This is a genomic window from Mesorhizobium sp. BR1-1-13, assembly GCF_020165515.1.
Lineage (GTDB): Bacteria > Pseudomonadota > Alphaproteobacteria > Rhizobiales > Rhizobiaceae > Mesorhizobium.
Genome location: NZ_JAIUIH010000002.1, coordinates 616,999 through 635,537, shown reverse-complemented (window position 1 = coordinate 635,537; position 18,539 = coordinate 616,999). Strand labels below are relative to the sequence as shown.

The following is an 18,539-nucleotide window of genomic DNA, read 5'->3' as shown; positions in this document are numbered from 1 at the left end:
CTTGGTGATGCCGGGCGTGGCGATCAAGGCCGCATCGCTCGTGGTCGCCGTCTCGTCAAGCGCTACCGTAACGCCGCCGGCGGCGACAGCCGTCACCTTCGGCCCATCGTCCTCGAAACTGATCTGGCCCGACACGTCGGCGCTGGCGCTGGCGGTGTCGCCATCGCTATCCGTGATCGTGACCTTCACGGCCAGCGAGCCGGCGGTGAGTGCAACCGTGTCGTCGGGATTGCCGGTGTCGGAATGGTGGAGCGTCAGATATTGCTCGACGGTCACCTTGCCGGTGGCCGGATCGATCGATAGCGCGAACGCGGCCTCGCCCTTGAACGCGCCGCCCTGCACGACTCCGACAACGACTCCGCTCGCAAGCGTTTGCAAGGTGATCGTCGAACCGTCGGTGACGGTCAGGCCGGAAACGGCGTTGGTTACGCTCAACTGATAGACCGTGGTGGTGCTTGCCGCCGGACCGTCGCCGCCGAACAGCGCCATCACATTGACCAGGGCGGCGCCGCTGGTGCCGGAGGTGATCGCCCCGGTACCTCCGATATCGGGATCATCGCCCTTGACGATGGTTCCTGTGTCGATCGCAGCCGCAATGCTCAAGGCCTGCGTCTCGTCGAGTGAGACCACGGCGCCGGCGTCGGCGACGACTGTCACCAAAGGTCCATCGTCGTGGAACTGGATCGCGCCGCCGATCTGGGCGCCGCCGAATGCGCTGTCGCCATCGAAGTCGGTGACGGTCACCGAGGCTGTGATCTTGCCCGAGAGGGTCAGCACGTCGTCATGGGCGGCAGCGCTCGATCCATCGACAGCGTGCTCCAGCGGAGCGTATTGGATGACCGTAAGCGTGCCGTTGCCGTTGATGACGATGGTAAAGGCGGTGTGTGTGCCGCCGTTCTGATAGGTGCCGGTGACCGTCGTCGCATTGGTCTGCAGCAGCGTGATCGCAAAATCGCCAATGGCGGTCTTCAAGCCCGAATCGAGCGATGCGGCATTGCCGGTCAGGCCCAACGCATAGGCGATGCCGCCGCCGCCGGCGGCGGCGCCGTCGGCACCGAAATTGGATGCAATGGAAATAATCGGGTTGGTGCTCGTCACGTCGATCGGAAAGCCGGCCGGCGAACCGGCATTGGTTTCATCGAGCACCGCGGAACTGGCTGCCGTGTTGCCCACAGTCAGGGCAGGGCTGTCGTCCTCGACGACCACGGTCATGTTGGCAGTTGCCGAGCCGCCGAACGGATCCTGCACGGTAACCGGGACGACAATGGAGAGGTCATCCTCGAAGCCGGCCAGCGGGTGGTCAAGGGGGCCGAGCAGGGCGATCTGGAAGGTTCCCGCGCTCGCATCCGTGATGGTGACACTGATCACGACGTCCGATCCGACCCTGCCGACGAGATGCGTCGAATCGATTAGTTCCCAGACGACGTCGGTGCCGTGCGAGGTGAGCGTCGTGGCAGGCACGCCGAGGCCGTAGGTCAGCGGATCGCCATTGGGATCCGTAGCGCCGAAGCTGCCGTTGATCACCGAAAGATTCGATTCGTCGAGGGGTGAGCCAGGATCGCTGTCCGGGTTTGCGCCGGAAAGCCCTTCTTCCGACACGCGGACGGTGAGATCGCCAAATTCCGGGTTCGCATTGGGAAGGAACAGCTCCCGCCTCTCGGCCTGCCCGAACTGCAGATCGGTCGGCGGCAAGAGCGCCGAAAGATCAAATCCATCGCCGATGCCGCCGGGAGGAATTTCAAAATTTCCACCGGCGCTCGAGGTCGAGCCTCCAGGGCCAGCCGACATCGAGCCATCGGCGCCGAAGGCGACATCCACATGGCTTGCCTCGAGCGCGGCGATCAAGGCGACGCGCGGCACCTCGACATCGCCAAGGACGAAGGTCGGCACGTTGAGCGCGCCGTCCTTGATCACGATGACCGAGCCATCGGCCTGTTCGAGCACGAGATTGTGACCGTCGACCTTGATGTTGTCGATCGAGACGTTCGCCGGAAGCTTCACGACGTTGCTGGCGTCGGCGACGTATTCGTGCGGCGCGGCTGCCGCCGGAGCCTTAGCCTCCGCGGGTGCTTCCGCAGGCGCACCGCTGCCTACATCGACCGGCACTGGTTCGGCCGCTGCCGGCGCGGCCTGCTGCGTCGAAGCCGCTTGGACGACCTGGAACTCCGCCGGCGAGGTCTGGTCGTGACGTTCACTGGCCATGGAATGCTCGTCCCACGAACCCGAAACGGCGTCCAATTCGTTATTGATGGTCATTGCTTGTACCCCTCCGGCATTTCCCGGAAAGAGACAGCGGCAACCATTACTTTGCAACAGTTCGTCAATCTGCTTTATATACTATTATATGCGTACAAAGGCATTTTTTACGCGTGGTAAACTGGGAGCATATATTCTGTTATATAAATCGAATATCCGTCGGTGCGGATGAGGGCTCGCCTCCTGCCGCATGGTAAATAGAAGTATAAATTCTAATAAAATTTTACGAAAAATGGAAGAGGTAAGTTTCGCCGCCATTATCTACCTTCATTGCCAATAATTTGAGACAAGATTGGTACCGTCCACAGTCAAAAGGTGGGCGTTATGAAAAAAGAAAAAACCGTGCCGGGAACAGCCGGCCTCAAGCTACTCTTGCTGACGATCAGCCTTGCGGGCCTGCCGCAGCCATCGCTCGCGAGCGTCACGTTCGAGGCCACCGCTTCGGTCGGCGGGCTTGTTGAAGACGTGCGGATGCCGCTCAGCCTGGGCGGCGTTTCCCTGGAAAGATCCCAGCCTTGGCAGCCGGCGGCAGGATACCAGCCCGGCGTGGTTTCCATGAGTTACACGATCGATGATGCCCAAACCGGCGTTGCGTCGGGGCCTGCCGATGTCGGAATTGATCCCATCAAAACGGCGGCGATCATCCCCGGCGTGTTCGGCTCCGTCGCGTTGTCCATGCATAACTTTCCCGTCGCCGCGCGGTGGGCGCCGGTCTACCAGGCAATTGTCGGCTGCTCGGCGGGGAGTGCCTGCGAACAGAAGAGCGCGGCATTTGCAAGGCTGATCTCGTCGGCACAGGGCAAAGGATTCAGCGAGAAACTGTCCTTCGTCAACAGCGGCATCAATCACCTGATCGCCTACAGGAAGGACAGCGTCGTCTATGGCAAGCTCGATTATTGGGCAAAGCCCGCCGAGGTGCTTGATAAACGCGCCGGCGACTGCGAGGATTTCGTCATACTGAAGATGACGGCGCTGCTGAGGGCCGGCATCCCCGCGCAAAGCATGGCGTTGGTTGTTCTCCAGGATCGCAGGCGGGGATTCTTCCATGCGGTCCTGTCGGTAAGCACGGCAAGTGGCGTGTTCATTCTCGACAGCCTCAACAACACCGTGCTGCGCGACAGCGATCTCCCCGACTATGTTCCGCTGTATTCCTTCAGCACGGACCGAGCCTGGATCCATGGCTCGAGGTCGGGCAGCGCGCAGGTCGCGGAGGTCAAGGGCGGTTTCGCAGGCGTCGCGCCCGGCGAGGGATTGCAGCCCGACATGGCTTCAGGAGCGCTTGCCAGTCGGTGAGCAACCGCGGTTCGCCATTTCTATGCAACGCCGAACCGCTCTATCTCTTTGTTTTTTCACAATTCCCAAGGGAAAGCGCTACGCGCTTTTCCCGGGGAAAGCGTTTCGCACCTGGAATTGCTTCTAGCCCCTGACGAATGCCATCAGCAGGTCCTGCCCGACCAGCGGTGCTCGCACGGCATTCAATTGGCCACGATATCGGCGCTCGCCGGCGCCGATGACGAACCCACTCGCGACCGGAATCTCGCCATTGGCATCCAGCCGCGCGAAGATGTCCGCGACGTTGAGATCGAGAGCCAGCCTGAGATCCTGACGGCCGTCATCGCTCGGCGCCGTCGGCAATTGGCGCTTTACCAATTGTTGGAACGGAGCGTTGAAGGTCAGGATCTTTTTCGACGATGAAAGGGCGAAGGCGGGCGAGGGGCAGGCGACCAGTATCGCAGTGATCGTCCTGATTGATGCAAGCCTCTTCAACGTCAGGTTTTCTTCCGTCAGGTCACGAATGCAGGCAACCCTGATCGCCGACGTCAGATTGCCAGCGGGAGACTGGCTCTCGGCGATCTCATCGACAAGCATGCCGATCGTGCATTTGCGGCTTTCCGCCATTTGCTTGAGTGACGTCCAGAACGTCCGCTCCAGGCGGATGCCGCGGCGGATGCCGCGTCGCGCGACAACCCGGAACTCCATGCCGAGGTCTTCCATGGCCATCGGCACGAGCAACCGCTCAAGGACAGCGGGAGGCGTGGCGCTATCGTTCACTCATCGCCTCCTCTCGTGCCTTGTTGATGGGTTTCAGCAGGTAGGTCAGGATCGTCTTGCGGCCGGTCTTGATGTCGACGGAGCAGATCATGCCCGGGATGATCGAATAGGTCTTGCCATCCCGCGTCAGCGTCGACCTGTCGGTCGCGACGCGCACCTGATAATAGGGCTCGCCTGTCTTCTGGTCGACGAGACTGTCGGCGGTGATGTTCGAGACCTTGCCTTCGATGCCGCCGAAGATCGAGAAATCATAGGCGGTGACCTTGATCAGCGCCTCCTGGTCCGGCCGGATGAAGGCAACGTCGCGGGGCGAAACCCGCGCTTCGACCAGCAAGGTCTCCGAAGTTGGAACGATGCCGGCCACGACCGCGCCGGGCTGCACGAAGGCGCCAACCGTATTGATGTCAAGCGTGTTGACGATACCGTCGACTGGAGAACGGATGTCGGTGCGGGCCACCTTGTCGGTCGCGCCGCGTATGGTTTCATCGACCACCGAGAGATCGGCCAGCGCCTGCGTCAGGTCGCTCAGCGCTTCCTGTTGCAGCTGCAGACCGAGCTCATCGACCTGAAGCTGGGCCTCGGTGATGGCCGATTTGGCTTTCTTGGTGGTTTCTCCAGCAAGCGTCAGCTGCCCGTTGAGCTCTGTCTGCTCGCGTTCGACCCGGAGTTGCTCGGTTCGCGCCATCAGGCCTTTCTTGACCATCGCTTCGACCAGCTTTGCCTCCTGGTCGCTGACGACCAGATTCTTCGTAAGGCGATCGGAATTGGCGGTCGCCTCGTCCAATTCCTTCTCGCGTTGATCGAGGCGCGACTTGAGGACCGACAGCTTGACTTCGAAGTTGTCGCGGCGGGCGACGAGCAGCTTCTGCTCGTTGTCGCAGATTTCCGGGGCGACCTTCTGGATTTCGGCCGGACACGGAAATTCCCCTTGCAGATCGCCGCTCTGCTCGAACTTCAGCCGTGCAATGCGGGTCTGCAATGCCCGTGCCTTGGCCTGTTGCTCGCCAAGGCTGGAGGTGTTGAACGTATTGTCGAGCCGGATGATGAGGTCGTTCTTCTTCACCACCTGCCCGATCTTGACGGCAATTTCCTGGACGACGCCCGGCTCGCTGGCCTGGATGATCTGCGTTTTGGAAGCAGGTATGACCTTGCCGTCGCCGCGTGCGATTTCATCCACCTCGGCAAAGGACGCCCAAGCAACGGAAGACACGAAGAGTGCACCTATGATGAATATGGACGCCGACGCAAAGAGCGGCGGCCGGTCTTCCCTTGCAAGCATTTCCCACGGCCCAACGCATTGAATACTTTGATAGTTTTCGTTCTTCAGGTGCTTTTTTTCTGCAGCGCCTGTATTACTTGGTCCTTTGGCCCATCGGCAACGATCCTGCCTTGCTCGATGACGATAAGCCGGTCGGCAAGTTCGAGCATGCTGAAGCGGTGCGTCGAGACGATCAGCGTCGTATTTCGATCGAAAGCCACTTTGAGCTGCTTGATCAGTTGCCGCTCGGAAGCCAGATCCATCGAGCCGGACGGCTCGTCCAGGAAGACGACTTTCGGTTTCGTCAGCAACAGCCGGGCGATCGCCATCGTCTGTCTCTGGCCGCCCGAGAGATTGGTGCCGCGTTCGCCGACATTCATGTCATAGCCACGCGGGTGGCGAGAGACGAAATCGTCGACGCCGGCGGCCTTGGCCGCTTCGACGATCTGCTCATCGGTCGCCTCCGGACAGGCCATCAAAAGATTTTCCTTGATGGTGCCTGAAAACAGATCATTCGCCTGCGCGACGATGCCGACGGCGGCGCGAACCTCGGAGGGGTGGTATTGGCGGATGTCGATGCCATCCAGCAGCAGTTCGCCGGAACTCGGCAAGAAAAGCCTGCCGATCAATCGGCCCATCGTCGTCTTTCCCGATCCTATGCGGCCGATGATGCCGATCCGCTCCCCGGGCTTCACGGAGAAATTCAGGCCGGTCAGGACCTCGTTCTCGGAGCCGGGATAGGTAAAGCCGACGTTCCTGAACACTATGGCGCCGTCGCGGATGGGGCGGTTGACGAAGCCGACCGTGTCCGGGCGATCCTCCGGCTGAGCCATGATCGAATTCACCATCCGCAAAGAGAGCATGGCCTGGCGCAATCTGGACAAGGTGATGGCGATCTGACCGAGCGGGGCGACGGCCCGGCTGGCCAGCATGACGGTGCCGATGATGGCTCCGGTGGAGACATGTCCTTCGGAGAAGGCGTAGGCGCCGGCTACCACCAGCGCGACCGTGACCATCTGCTGGATGGCCTGCGTTATATTGCCGGCGGCGGCCGAAAGCTGCTTAATCTTCTCGGAAGTGTTGGAGGCATTTTTGGAATGCTCTCCCCATTTTCGCAACAGGTAGGCCTCGGCGCGCAGCGACTTGATCGTTTCCAGCGTGGAGATGGATTCGACCAGCAGGGCCTGCCGTTGCGAGGCCTCGTTCATGGACGCCGCCACACGCTTGCCGATGCGCCGCTGCGTGACCAGTCCGACGATCACCGACGCGACGAAGGCCAGTGCGGGTATCATGACCAGCCAGCCGCCTATCGCATAGATGACGAGGAGAAAAACAAACACGAAAGCCGTGTCGATGAACACGCTGATGGTGTTGGACGTGAAGAATTCGCGCACGAATTCATATTGAGTCACGCGATTTGCGTATTCGCCCGTCGAGCCCGGCCGTGCCGCCAGAGACGAGTTCAGCACCTTCTCGAACAGCATATATGAAATGCGCAGATCCGCCTTGCGCCCGGCATAGTCGATGAGCGATGCCCTGGAGGTCTTCAGCAGCAGGTCGAACAGGATGACCGCGCTGATGCCGATGGCCAGCACCCAGAGCGTCGATATCGCCTTGTTCGGCAGGATCCTGTCGTACACGTTCATGGTGAAGATCGGCGAGGCGATGGCGAGCAGATTGATGAACACCGCCGACAGGATAACCTTCGAATAGGTGCGCCAGAACGGCCCCATCGTTCCCGTCAGCCAATGTCGTCGCTCGATCTTCGGCGCCGAGCCGACGCTCATCGCCTCCGTTGCGTTGGCGTAGGTGATCGAGAAGGACGCACCGCCGCTGATATAGCTGTTGGCCAGTTCCGACCGGCTGATCGTGGTGCGCCCGTCCTCCTGGGGAGCGGTGAAATATTCGCCGGCTTCACCATCGGCCAGCAGCGCGACCGGCAGCTGGCTGACGCGAAAGACGATCGCGGGGAGGTCGATGCGCCCCCGAACAAAGTCGCGATGGCTGAACTCTGTGATTTCAAGGCCGACGCGCTCGGCAAGATGCCGGATTGCGTCGATATCGATGCGCGTTTCGGCCAGCGGCACGCCGGCAAAGAGCACGGTTTCGGCGCTGGGGCGGCCGAGATACGCGGCTACGGCCGAAAAGCAGGCCTTGAAAGCCTCTTTCGGTGACAGGATGTTGGGTTGCTGGTTCACGATCCGCCCGCGGGGACTCTCGATCGATCCTTGGGCTCGCCTATTTTTTCCTGACCGGCGCCAGAATATCGAACGGCACGTCGTTCTTCTGTTCCGAGGGCGTGCGCGCATAGGTTTCGGTGTCGGCCGTTTCCGGCGCGGCGAACTCGGTCCGCGCATATGCCGTAGCCTGTTTTGGCGGGTGGATGTCCATCGTTTTCAGCAACTGCCCGGTCGCCGCCAGAAGCCGATATTGCGCGAAAAGGGATGCGTAGGACGCGGTGTCGGCCAGTGTCGCGGTGTTGAACCGCGTATTCTGCGCATCGAGCACGTCGAGCAGCGAGCGCTGCCCGACCTTGAACTGTTCGCGATAGGACGCGACCAGCTTTTCGTTGGAGGCTGCTTGCAGCTTCAGGGTCTTGGCCAGATCGGCCTGCCGGAAGCGACGATCCCATGACGTGCGAACGGCTTCCTCGATCTCTCGGAGAACCTGGTGCATCGCGAGCCGCTGCTCGCTAGTGCGGCGGATCTGCTCCTGCTCATTCGCCTTGTCGATGCCGCCCCGATAGAGATTCCAGCGCAATACCAGACGTGCCTGCAGATCGGATGCGTCTCCATTGTCGCCGTCAATGTCGTAGCCCGCCCGGGCAGAGCCTTCGGCAATGATCGAAGGACCGTATTTCGCCCGCGCCGCGTCCACCAGCGAGGCCGCCGCGGCAATATCGCTGTTGGCCATGTGGACGCGCGGGTTGCTCTCGCGCGCAAGGCCCAGCGCATCGTCCAGCGACCTTGGCAGCGTGCCGGATACGTCGGCCGGTCTCGCTGCATTGGTCAGCGGCTTGCCGACAGTTTTGAAAAACCGTATCCGCGCGGCCTCCAGTTCCTCCGATGCTTCCTGCATGCGGGCCTTGGCCGCGAACAGCCGCTCCTCGGCCTGTTGCCGGTCGGCTTCGTTCAACCCGCCGCCAGCAATGCCCTCCTGGATATCGTGGAGGATTGCTTGATGGAAGCCCAGGTTTTTCTTTGCCTCGGCAACAATCGAAGCCTGGAGCATGTATTCGAGGTAGTCTTGGACAACAGAGAGGCCGATGAATTCCGACCGTTCCAGCACCCGAAACGACGCGCCATCGACGCGGGAGGCCTGGCGGTTCAATTCTGCGCGCCTTGCGCCGCTGTCATAGAGCGTCTGCGAAACGGTCAGGTCGGTTTCTGCCGGATAAAGCGCGTCGTCCTCTATCGAGAGTGCGCGCCGTGACGAATTGTCGAGACGGCGAGCGCCAGCCGACGCCTGCAGGTCGACGCTGGGCAAATAGAGGCCCTTTGCCTGACGCAATTCGAACTCGATCGCTTCGCGATTTTCTATCGCCTGACCGATCTCCGGATTGGATTCGACTGCTACCGCCACGGCCTCCTTGAGCGTGAGGGCGTTCGCCCCCCCGCAAGTCAGCATCGTAGCCGCCATCAAAAGACCAAGGCGCTTGCCTATGGCCGACATGCCAGTTCTGTTCATTTAGCCCACCCGTTTCCCCAACGCCTTCCTCAAGGCGCTTAAGCGGGCCAACCCCAGGCCCACCATTGCCGAATTACCCGATATATTCAGAAAATACGTGAGCGAATATTAATTTAGATGACTCTAAATGGGTTTTCCCCGTCATGAGCAGTGACATGTAGCAAAAATAACACATAGCAGCGGGGTCGATCGGGGCGGGAGAATGCCGATCGGCTGCGACGAAAAATGCCTTGGTTGGAGCGGTGAGGGCACTTTTTGAAAAAGCCGCGCAATGGTTCCCAATAGTTGGAGGCGCTTGCCCGGGCCGAGACGTGGCGCTGTTGCCGAACGGGGACACCGGGCGCGGACTATAAAACGGATGTAGCCTCCGATAAGTGCCGATAACGCGTCAATGGAGTGCTGCCCATCCAGTCACAAGAATAAGGGCAAGCGTAACCAGCGCTCCCGAAACGTACAGAACTGTCCTGACGCTACCTCCCTTTGCGGCGTTTCCGCCACGTAGGTAGATTCCCAGATGAATCAGGCGTATCGCCAGGTGCAGCCCTACAAGGGTCGCCAAAGTGGTCGGTCCAACACCAACCATCATCGCCAGCACCGCGGGCACGACAAAGGGCGCCAGCGCCTCAACCGAGTTCATGTGGACGCGGTCGATCCTGTAGAGCGGGTTGTGGTCGTCCGCCGGGACTACCGGTCCTGAAAGTACCCCTGCAAATCCCTTGGACGAACCGGAATAGACTGCCAACACCACTGACAGCAAACAAAGCGTAAGCACGCCGAGGATGCTTAACCAATAGGCTTCCATGTTGTCTCTGCTCCTGGAATCTCAGTGGGCGATAAGGTGCTTGCGAGTCATACCCCATGAACTGCAACGCGATTTTCAGGCTGCCCGATGGTTGAACAGCCCGTGGAACCGTTGCAGGTAGAGCGGCCAGCCCTGATCGCTATCAACTGCACCCCTCACGCCCTCCCAGCCTTCCCCATGGCGCTCGAAATGCCGGTGCTCGATCTCAACCCGGGTTCTGTTCTCGGTCTCGGCCGTGAACCGGACCTCCCATTCGCTCGTCTTGTTCGGGTCGGTCTCGATCTGCCACCGAGGGCTGATGTCCCAGCTCAGAACCAGCCGGCTGGGCGGATCGTAAGCCAACACACGAGCCCAGCGGCACTCGCTGCCATCCACACCTCGGTCGTAAACGTGCCCTCCGACCCGGGGTTCGAAGATCGTTTCTGCGATCGGAACGGCAAGAAGATTGTGCTCTGGAGGTTTGAATCTCCCGAAATCCTCGGTGAAAACCTTGAAGGCACGCGCAATGGATGCCTCGACGACGACGAAATGCCTTACGGGCGCGAGTGCAGGATCCTTACTCATGCTTGGTCCTTTTTTGGATACTCGACGGCTGATTTGTAGCCCGCCAGGGTCTTGCTCCAGAACTGGTCCATTTCCGCGCGCAGGCCTGCCAGCCCATCCTGATCGATACGGTATATGCGTTCCTTGCCCGAGCGCGTGTCGGCCACAAGCCCGGCAGCCTTGAGTATCTTCAAGTGTTGAGAGACAGCCGGCCGGGTTACAGGCAGGGCACGAGCAAGTCCGCTGACCGAACAGGGCTGTTCGACCAACAGTTCGAAGATCGTGCGCCTTGTCGGATCTCCGAGCGCTGTCCAGTAGTTCGCGTTAGTCACCACTAACGCGAACTTAATTCGATGGTCGCGACCTGTCAATATCGGGAGTCAATGATGCGTCGTCCAAGGCCCCATCCGGCTCCGCGGGATTAAAGGGAAACCATTCAGCGACCTGCGCTCTCTCGTGGCATGAATCATGCGGCCGTCGCAGGGAGTGTCAGTTGCGCTTTGACGGTATCGGCATAGCCAATTGCATTTTTTGAATTGGCCTCTGCCGACCTGCCTTGGCATTTATCGAAGCAGTCGGTTGATGCTGGGGTCGAGGATGGCCAAAGTGGCGCAAGTCTATTGCAATCGGCGTTACATGCCCGAAGACGAGGCGCGCATCGGTTTCTTCGATCGGGGATTCCTCTTTGCAGACGCGGTCTACGAGGTGACCGCCGTGATAGGCGGCAGGCTGATAGACAATGATTTCCATCTCAATCGTCTCCAGCGGTCGCTTGCCGAGATCTGTATTCCCATGCCCGTGACGCTGCCTGAGATAGAAGCCATTCAATTGGAACTGATCTCGCTCAACGGATTGGATGAAGGAACGGTCTATCTCCAGATTTCGCGCGGCGAAGCCAAGCGCAATTTCCTGTTTCCCGATGATCTTGAGCCTACCATGGTCGCCTTCACAAGCGCCCGCAAACTCGTAGGAACCAAGGCTCAGACCGAAGGCGTCGCCGTCGACCTAGCGCCTGACCCGCGCTGGGCACGGCGCGACATAAAGACCGTCATGCTGCTGGGGCAGGTTCTGGCAAAGCATGCTGCAAGCGAGAAAGGCTTCGATGATGTCTGGTTTGTCGAGGGTGGACAGGTGACCGAGGGCGCGTCGGCGACGGCTTTCATCGTTACGCACGACGGCCGTGTCATCACTCGCGCCAATTCTCAAGCCATCCTGCCCGGCTGTACGCGGCGAGCAGTGGCGCGTCTGTGTGAAGACCAGGGCATTTTGTTTGAAGAGCGTGCGTTCTCGCCAGAGGAGGCGTTTTCGGCGGCGGAAGCGTTCCTTACCTCTGCCTCGAGCCTGGTCACCCCCGTCATCCGTATTGCCGGCCACAGGATCGGAAACGGCCAACCTGGTCCATTGACACGTCGCCTGCAGGAAATTTACGTCCAGACAGCTTTTGCAGAGATGAACGGGCATGCGGCCGGACGAGCGGCCCTTGCTTGATGAGCGGGATGTGAGCATGGGTGCCGCACGGCGTTTAGGCCTTGGCATGGGGCGGCTGCCGCCCGGCCCGAACAATGCGATCACGGACGTGCCGGGTGTCCTGGTCGGCCACAAGACGATCATCGCCAACGGACTGGCGACAGGCGTCACCGCGGTCTTGCCCCATGGCGGCGACCTGTTCAGATCCAAGGTCAGGGCCGCGGTCGATATCATCAACGGTTTCGGCAAGTCTGTCGGGCTCATGCAATTGGCCGAACTGTGCACGATCGAAACGCCGATCCTTCTGACCAACACGTTTTCGGTCGCGCCATGTGCAGAGGCGCTGATCAAGCGTGCCATTGCCGCCAACCCGGAGATCGGCCGCAAGACCAGCACGGTCAACCCCGTCGTTTGCGAATGCAACGACGGCGGCATCAATGATATTCAGGCAATGGCGGTCAGCCGGCATGACGCCGAAGCGGCGCTGGATGCCGCGAGCGCCGGTCCGGTCGAACAGGGCAGCATCGGCGCCGGCACCGGAATGACGTCGTTTGGGTTCAAGGCGGGTATCGGCAGCGCATCCAGGTCTGTCGAGATCGGGTCTCGCGCCTTCACGCTTGGCGCTCTGGTGTTGTCCAACTTCGGCAGGGCAGGGGATCTTGTCCTCCCGGATGGCCGCAGAGCCGATCCCAAAGGGCTCGGCGAGCCTGAAAGCGGGTCGATCATCATCATTCTCGGCACGGATATTCCTCTTGACGACCGGCAATTGAACCGTGCCGCCAGCCGGGCCGGCGCCGGCATTGCCCGTCTCGGTTCGTATTGGGGACACGGCAGTGGCGATATCGCCATCGCCTTCACGACCGCCGATCCTCTGCCGCACGTCTCCCCTTCACCGTTCAGTTCGATTTCGCGTGTCGATGACAGATACATCGACCTCGTTTTCGAAGCGGTTGTGGAAACCACGGTCGAGGCCGTTCTGAATGCCCTGTGCGCCGCGCAAAGCGTGGTTGGACGAAATGGACGCAGGATTCCGGCGTTGACCGAATGGCTGAAGGAGCCCCTTTGAGCATGAAGATTTTCATTTCGGCCGATATCGAAGGCACCGCGGGCATTCAATCCTGGGACGAGGCGGAAAGAACGCATGCCGACCATAGGGAATTCCGCGAACTGATGACCGGGGAGGTCCTGGCCGCCTGCGAAGGAGCGCGAGCCGCTGGCGCAACTGAAATCATGATCAAGGATGCGCATGACAGCGGGCGCAACCTTATTCTCGAACGCATGCCGCCCTTTGCGCGCATAGTGAGGGGCTGGTCGGGACATCCGGACGCAATGATGTTCGGGATCGATGAAAGCTTCGATGCCGCGCTCTATACCGGCTACCATTCCAAGGCCGGCGTCGAGGACAACCCGCTCGCACACACATCGACATTGCGCATATCGCGGCTGATCCTGAATGGCGAAACAGCGTCCGAATTCACATTGAATGCGTTGTGCGCCGCGCGCTATGGCGTGCGCTCGGTATTTCTTTCCGGCGACGAAGGCATTTGCGCGGACGCCAGAGCCCTCGTCCCGGGGATAGCCACTGTCGAAACCCTCAAAGGCGCCGGCGCGGCCACCATCTCCCTGGCGCCTGCGGCGGCGCGCGGCGCAATATGCGAGGGCGTTGAAAGGGCGTTGCGCGACACGGCGCGGCAGGCTTTGCCGCCAATGCCGGAAAGGGTCGAGATCATCATCGAATTCAGCAACCCCGTCGATGCCTATCGCGCCTCCTGGTATCCCGGAGTGCGCCGGCACGGGCCACGTGCCGTCGCCTTTGCATCGAACGACTATTTCGAGGTGCTGCGCGCCTTCCGTTTCATGAAGAGCTGAAGGTCGCTGTGCCCGCGGGCTTCAACGTTTGCGCCAGCGCCTTGGAGGATTGCCAAAGAGCCTCCACCATGGTGCTTCGAGTCTTCTCCGAGCTGCGATACAATCGTATCTCGAGATCGAGCGTCCATGTGCTGTCATTCGAACAGATGACAAGGGCTCCATTGGAGATGTCGTTCTCGACGAGGCTTTCTGGCAGCCAGCAGATGCCCGCGCCGGTCAGGGCAAGTTCCTTGAGCCCGGCGCTTATTGTGCTTTCATGCACTGTTTGACGCCGGAACGGCGAGTGCTTCGAGAAGAGTTTTCCGAGGGCAACGCCAAAGAAAGAGCTGTAACCGTAGCCGAGATAAGGCAGAGCGAGCTTTGCCGTTTCCGGACTGTCCAGAATGCCCGCCGCGGGCACGGTCGACTTGTCGAAGCGCAGTTCCGGCGCCGCGACCGGGATGAGCCGATCCGATCCGATAGCCAGATGAGAAAACTTGTCGCGATCCAGGTGAAACGGCACTTCACGGTGCGCATAGGTCAGGAAGAAGTCGGTTTCGCCATCGGTCAGTGCGGCCAGGTTCGCCTCGATGCCACCTCTGTCAGCCATGAAGGACGTGCCGAAGGTGCGAGTGTTCCGCTGCACCTCCCGCAGCCAAACCGGAAAGAACGTGATGGTCAATGTGTGAAGGGCCGCAAAGCGGACAAGCCCCTGTTCCGCAGGCGGGCGTAGAGACTCGCGCACCGAATAGAACATCCTGATGGCGTCCTGCGCCATTGGAAGAAAATTGCGCCCGGCCGATGTCAGTTCGGCCGGCATGGTGGCACGACTGATGAGCGGTGCTCCGAGCCACGTCTCAAGTTGCTTGATGCGCCGACTGAAGGCCGATTGGGTGACATTGCGGATTTCGGCTGCCCGCGAAAAGCTCGATGTTTCTGCAAGCGTCACGAAATCTTCGAGCCATTTGATTTCCACGCGGCCTCTCCTCCACTGCGTTCGAGCATTGATCGAACCGCAATGGGGAACATATTTCATTATAATTGCTATGTTATGCAAATTTTGCATGCTCGATTGCGAAAACCGAATTGGCCTTGTGATCGCTGACGCCCCAACGTCCGCAAAACGAAAAAGCTGGCAACTGGGGCCGGTGGCAGGGGAAACGTGAAGTCGAGCGCGGGAGAAGAATCTGACCGTGCGCGAAACGGAATGCCACTCAAGTTAAATCTATGTCGGCGGCGGCCGTGAACGCCGGAGAGAAGAAAAGGCAGCATGAATTCGCAGAACCAAGCCGATCTCGTTTTGCATGGCGGCAAGATTTGGACCGGTTACGGAAATCCGATCGCGGAGGCGATTGCGGTCTTGGGCAACCAGGTCGTGGCCAGTGGCTCCAACGCCGCTATCAAGCCCCTGATCGGAAAGGGCACGAGCGTCGTGGATCTGGCCGGGCGCTTCGCAATGCCCGGTCTGAACGATGCGCACCTGCATCTGATCTCGACGGGACTCCTGCGTGGCAAGGTCGATGCGACGCCCGATGCCGCGCCGACCCGCGGCGCGCTGATGGCTGCGTTGCAGGCGCGGGCCGCCGAAACGCCCAAAGGCGCATGGGTGACCGCGCGCGGTTTTGACCAGACCCGCTATCCCGACGGTTTGATGCCCACCGCGAAGGAGCTGGATGCAGCCCTGCCCGATCACCCGGTTTCCGTCACGCGCGCCTGCGGCCATATCACTGTCGCGAATTCGCGGGCGCTGGCGCTGGCGGGGATCGACATCGACACGCCCGATCCGGATGGCGGCCTCATCGGCCGCGAAGCCGGACAACTGACCGGATTGCTGGCGGAGAACGCCCAGAACCTCGTCTACGATGTCCAGCCCACGCCCTCGCTTCCCGAGATCATCGACGCCATCGAGGCGGGCGGCCGGCACTTGCTACAATTCGGCATAACCTCCTGCATGGACGCGGCTGTCGGCCAGATCGACGGAATGACCGAGATCGAAGCGTATCGGCAGGCCGAGCGCGGCGGCCGGCTGCCGGTCCGGGTCTGGGCGACGCTCCTGGGCGATCCCGGTTCGTCCATCGTCGAGCCCTGTCATGCCGAGGGTCTCGTCACCGGTGTCGGCAGCGACATGTTCCGCATCGGAGGCGTGAAGGTGTTCACGGACGGTTCGGCCGGCGGACGCACGGCCTGGATGCGCCAGCCATATATTGGCCAGCCCGACAATTTCGGTGTCCGGATGCTGCCGGACACCCGCTTGTTTGAACTGGTCGACCGCTATACGGCAATGGGCTACACCATGGTCTGTCATGGCATTGGCGACGCCGCCATCGACCAGCTCGTGCGCGCTTATGAACGTGTGCGCGCCGCCAGGCCGGATCACAAGCACCTGCACCGGATCGAGCATTGCGGCTATGTCGATGACGCCATCAATCAGCGGATGTTGAAAGCAGGCATCTTGCCCGCACCGCAGCAGGCTTTCATCTACGATTTCGGCGACGCCTATGTCTCGGTTCTTGGGCCGGAGCGCGGCTTGCGCTCTTATCCGATCGGAACCTGGGATCGTCTGGGCATGAAGCCATCCACCGGCAGCGACTCGCCGGTTTGTTCGCCCAATCCCTTCCCTGATCTCTACGCCATGCTGACGCGCAAGACGCACAAGGGCACGGTAATGGACGCTTCCGAGATACTGACGCCCGAACAGGCGTTGCGCGCCTACACCGAACATGGTGCTTACTCCCAGGGCGCGGAAACGGTGAAAGGCCGGCTGGAGCCTGGAATGCTCGCGGACATCGCCGTCTTCTCCAATGACCTCCTGGCGGCCGCACCGGAGACAATCCTGCGTGAAACGCGCTGTGAGATGACAATTCTGGACGGGCGCATCGTCTATGAAGGAAACTGAGGCGGGATGCCGGTTGGGCCCGCCTCTGACAGGAAATCAACAACGAACCACAGGGAGGAATTGAGGGATGTTGAACAGACTTGGCTTGATCGCGGCGCTTGCGCTTGGAACGGCGACCGCCGCGCTGGCGCAGGACGCCACACCGAAGGATGGGGGGAAATTGGTGTTTACCGCACCTTATGGCAACTCCATCACATCGCTGGACATCACGGCGACACCGCATACGCAAGACGAGATCGTGGCCAAAGCGATCAACCGCTCCCTCTACAAATGGAACCCGGAAAGCGGCAAGCCTGAGCTCGACCTCGCCGAAACGGTAGAGAAGTCGGCCGACGGCAAGACCTATACCTACAAGCTCCGGGAAGCGACCTTTCACAATGGCGACAAGCTCGACGCCGATGACGTGATCTGGTCCTACAACCGTCTGGCCGATCCCAAGAAGGCGCTGCCGGGCGCCGAGCAGATGCTGCAGATCGCCGGCGTCGCCGAATTTCAGGCAGGCAAGGCCGATCATATTTCCGGGTTGAAGAAGATCGACGACAGGACCATCGAAATCACTTTCATCAACCTGGCCGATCCGGGCTGGAACCTGATGTCGAACTATGCGCCGATCTACTCCAAGGACTATCCGGAAGATCAGCTCGCCTCCAAGCCGAACGGCCTTGGCCCGTTCAAGCTCGCCAATTACGTCGCGGGCTCGAAGGTCGAACTGGAGAAGTTCGACGGCTATTATGAGAAGGGCAAGCCGCATCTCGACAAGCTCGACATCATGCTGATGGGCGAAGCTTCGGCTCGCGACGTCGCCTTCCGCAACGCGGAGATCGATACCAACGTTCTCGGCCCTGTGCAGTATGAGGCCTACAGCCAGGATCCGGCGCTGAAGGATCACATCCTTGAGGTGGCCGAAGTCTACACCCGCAATATCGGCTTCAATCCGAAGGTCGAGGCATTCAAGGACAAGCGCGTCCGGCAGGCGATCAATTATGCGATCAACAAGGACCTGATCGTCGAGAAGCTCTTGAAGAACAAGGCTTATCCCGCGGTCTCCTGGCTGCCGATTTCATCGCCGGCCTTCGACAAGGACGCCAAGCCCTATGCCTATGATCCGGAAAAGGCCAAGGAACTGCTGAAGGAGGCAGGGTTCGAGGCCGGCCTGAAGTTCTCGGTCACCGCGACCTCGAACGAAAGCTGGGGCCTGCCGATCGTCGAGGCGATCATCCCGATGCTGGCCAAGGTGGGCGTCACCGTGACGACCGACCCGGTGGAAAGCTCGGTCCTGTCCGACAAGATCCTGTCCGACAATTTTGATGCCTTTATCTGGTCGAACTCGTCGGGCCCGGATCCGCTGAAATATCTGAATTGCTTCTATTCGAAGACGTCGCAAACCGCCTGCAACTACGTCAAGTTCAACAACGCCGACTTCGACAAGCTGATCGAGCAGGCAGGCAACGAAACCGATCCGGCCAAGCAGAACGATCTGCTGAGGCAAGCCAACAACCTGCTGCAGGACGAGGCTCCGGTCTGGTTCTTCAATTACAACAAGGCCGTCATGGCCTACCAGCCATGGGTCCACGGGCTGAAGCCGAACGGCGCGGAACTGGCGATCCAGGATTACGAGGACATCTGGATCGACGACAGCGCACCCGCATCACGCAAGTAGCGCGATGGCATGGCTGGCGGGCGGGACCGGTTTGTACGGCCCCGCCCGCCGCATGGCGCCCACTCCCGCC

15 protein-coding genes are annotated in these 18,539 nt (G+C 60.6%); 6 read left to right on the top strand and 9 right to left on the bottom strand.

Annotated features, from left to right (window positions below; all coding sequences use genetic code 11):
- Positions 1-2,256, bottom strand: a 2,256-nt coding sequence (locus LB533_RS07475; protein WP_224676980.1) for a DUF5801 repeats-in-toxin domain-containing protein, incomplete at its 3' end; no start/stop codon positions are given.
- A gap of 324 nt (positions 2,257-2,580) precedes the next feature.
- On the opposite strand from LB533_RS07475, the gene LB533_RS07470 reads away from it, so the two are divergent.
- Entirely contained in the window at positions 2,581-3,549 is a 969-nt protein-coding gene (locus LB533_RS07470; RefSeq protein WP_224676979.1) for a transglutaminase-like cysteine peptidase, read from the top strand.
- Positions 3,550-3,672: 123 nt separating this feature from the next.
- On the opposite strand, the gene LB533_RS07465 is transcribed toward LB533_RS07470, so the two are convergent.
- The 7 genes from LB533_RS07465 to LB533_RS07435 form a co-directional block, all read right to left on the bottom strand.
- A complete protein-coding gene (locus tag LB533_RS07465) occupies positions 3,673-4,308 on the bottom strand; it encodes a ribbon-helix-helix domain-containing protein (protein WP_224676978.1) in 636 nt (211 codons plus the stop codon).
- Positions 4,298-5,587: an HlyD family type I secretion periplasmic adaptor subunit gene (locus tag LB533_RS07460; protein WP_140497322.1), complete on the bottom strand. Its 1,290-nt coding sequence runs from the start codon at positions 5,585-5,587 to the stop codon at positions 4,298-4,300. Before LB533_RS07460 ends, LB533_RS07465 begins: the two co-directional genes overlap by 11 nt.
- Before the next feature lie 44 nt (positions 5,588-5,631).
- Positions 5,632-7,764 (bottom strand): type I secretion system permease/ATPase, encoded by a 2,133-nt coding sequence (locus LB533_RS07455; protein ID WP_224676977.1) that lies wholly within the window; start codon positions 7,762-7,764, stop codon positions 5,632-5,634.
- 40 nt (positions 7,765-7,804) lie between these two features.
- Positions 7,805-9,253 (bottom strand): TolC family protein, encoded by a 1,449-nt coding sequence (locus tag LB533_RS07450; protein WP_140553515.1) that lies wholly within the window; start codon positions 9,251-9,253, stop codon positions 7,805-7,807.
- A gap of 388 nt (positions 9,254-9,641) precedes the next feature.
- Positions 9,642-10,055, bottom strand: coding sequence for an MAPEG family protein (locus LB533_RS07445; protein ID WP_140638331.1), 414 nt, complete (start codon positions 10,053-10,055; stop codon positions 9,642-9,644).
- 75 nt (positions 10,056-10,130) lie between these two features.
- The gene (locus tag LB533_RS07440; protein ID WP_224676976.1) at positions 10,131-10,619 is read right to left on the bottom strand and encodes an SRPBCC family protein; all 489 of its coding nucleotides are present in this window, start codon (positions 10,617-10,619) and stop codon (positions 10,131-10,133) included.
- Positions 10,616-10,969, bottom strand: coding sequence for an ArsR/SmtB family transcription factor (locus LB533_RS07435; RefSeq protein WP_140638333.1), 354 nt, complete (start codon positions 10,967-10,969; stop codon positions 10,616-10,618). The genes LB533_RS07440 and LB533_RS07435 overlap by 4 nt, the downstream gene beginning before the upstream one ends.
- 226 nt (positions 10,970-11,195) lie before the next feature.
- Between LB533_RS07435 and LB533_RS07430 the strand changes: the two genes are divergently transcribed.
- From LB533_RS07430 to LB533_RS07420, 3 genes are read left to right on the top strand one after another with little or no spacing between them, the layout of a single operon-like run.
- Positions 11,196-12,086: a D-amino-acid transaminase gene (locus LB533_RS07430; RefSeq protein WP_140638334.1), complete on the top strand. Its 891-nt coding sequence runs from the start codon at positions 11,196-11,198 to the stop codon at positions 12,084-12,086.
- A 16-nt stretch (positions 12,087-12,102) separates the two neighbouring features.
- Complete coding sequence (locus tag LB533_RS07425; protein ID WP_140638335.1) at positions 12,103-13,131, top strand: P1 family peptidase; 1,029 nt, start codon at positions 12,103-12,105, stop codon at positions 13,129-13,131.
- A 2-nt stretch (positions 13,132-13,133) separates the two neighbouring features.
- Positions 13,134-13,934, top strand: coding sequence for a M55 family metallopeptidase (locus tag LB533_RS07420; RefSeq protein WP_140638336.1), 801 nt, complete (start codon positions 13,134-13,136; stop codon positions 13,932-13,934).
- Here the strand turns inward: LB533_RS07420 and LB533_RS07415 are convergent.
- Complete coding sequence (locus tag LB533_RS07415) at positions 13,921-14,889, bottom strand: LysR family transcriptional regulator (protein ID WP_140638337.1); 969 nt, start codon at positions 14,887-14,889, stop codon at positions 13,921-13,923. The genes LB533_RS07420 and LB533_RS07415 overlap by 14 nt on opposite strands.
- 294 nt (positions 14,890-15,183) lie before the next feature.
- Here LB533_RS07415 and LB533_RS07410 point away from each other — a divergent pair, with 294 nt between their 5' ends.
- Together LB533_RS07410 and LB533_RS07405 are read left to right on the top strand one after the other, a co-directional pair.
- Positions 15,184-16,809, top strand: a complete 1,626-nt coding sequence (locus LB533_RS07410) for an amidohydrolase (protein WP_140638338.1) — start codon at positions 15,184-15,186, stop codon at positions 16,807-16,809.
- A gap of 67 nt (positions 16,810-16,876) precedes the next feature.
- On the top strand, positions 16,877-18,469 hold the full coding sequence (locus LB533_RS07405) for an ABC transporter substrate-binding protein (RefSeq protein ID WP_140638339.1): 1,593 nt from the start codon (positions 16,877-16,879) through the stop codon (positions 18,467-18,469).
- Positions 18,470-18,539: the final 70 nt, after the last annotated feature.

Excerpts from the sequence above, each read along its gene's own strand:
- LB533_RS07430 (WP_140638334.1), top strand. The coding sequence starts at position 11,196 with ATGGCCAAAGTGGCGCAAGTCTATTGCAATCGGCGTTACATGCCCGAA.
- LB533_RS07445 (WP_140638331.1), bottom strand. The coding sequence starts at position 10,055 with ATGGAAGCCTATTGGTTAAGCATCCTCGGCGTGCTTACGCTTTGTTTG.
- LB533_RS07420 (WP_140638336.1), top strand. The coding sequence starts at position 13,134 with ATGAAGATTTTCATTTCGGCCGATATCGAAGGCACCGCGGGCATTCAA.
- LB533_RS07410 (WP_140638338.1), top strand. The coding sequence starts at position 15,184 with ATGAATTCGCAGAACCAAGCCGATCTCGTTTTGCATGGCGGCAAGATT.
- LB533_RS07460 (WP_140497322.1), bottom strand. The coding sequence starts at position 5,587 with ATGCTTGCAAGGGAAGACCGGCCGCCGCTCTTTGCGTCGGCGTCCATA.
- LB533_RS07440 (WP_224676976.1), bottom strand. The coding sequence starts at position 10,619 with ATGAGTAAGGATCCTGCACTCGCGCCCGTAAGGCATTTCGTCGTCGTC.
- LB533_RS07450 (WP_140553515.1), bottom strand. The coding sequence starts at position 9,253 with ATGAACAGAACTGGCATGTCGGCCATAGGCAAGCGCCTTGGTCTTTTG.
- LB533_RS07405 (WP_140638339.1), top strand. The coding sequence starts at position 16,877 with ATGTTGAACAGACTTGGCTTGATCGCGGCGCTTGCGCTTGGAACGGCG.
- LB533_RS07425 (WP_140638335.1), top strand. The coding sequence starts at position 12,103 with ATGGGTGCCGCACGGCGTTTAGGCCTTGGCATGGGGCGGCTGCCGCCC.
- LB533_RS07470 (WP_224676979.1), top strand. The coding sequence starts at position 2,581 with ATGAAAAAAGAAAAAACCGTGCCGGGAACAGCCGGCCTCAAGCTACTC.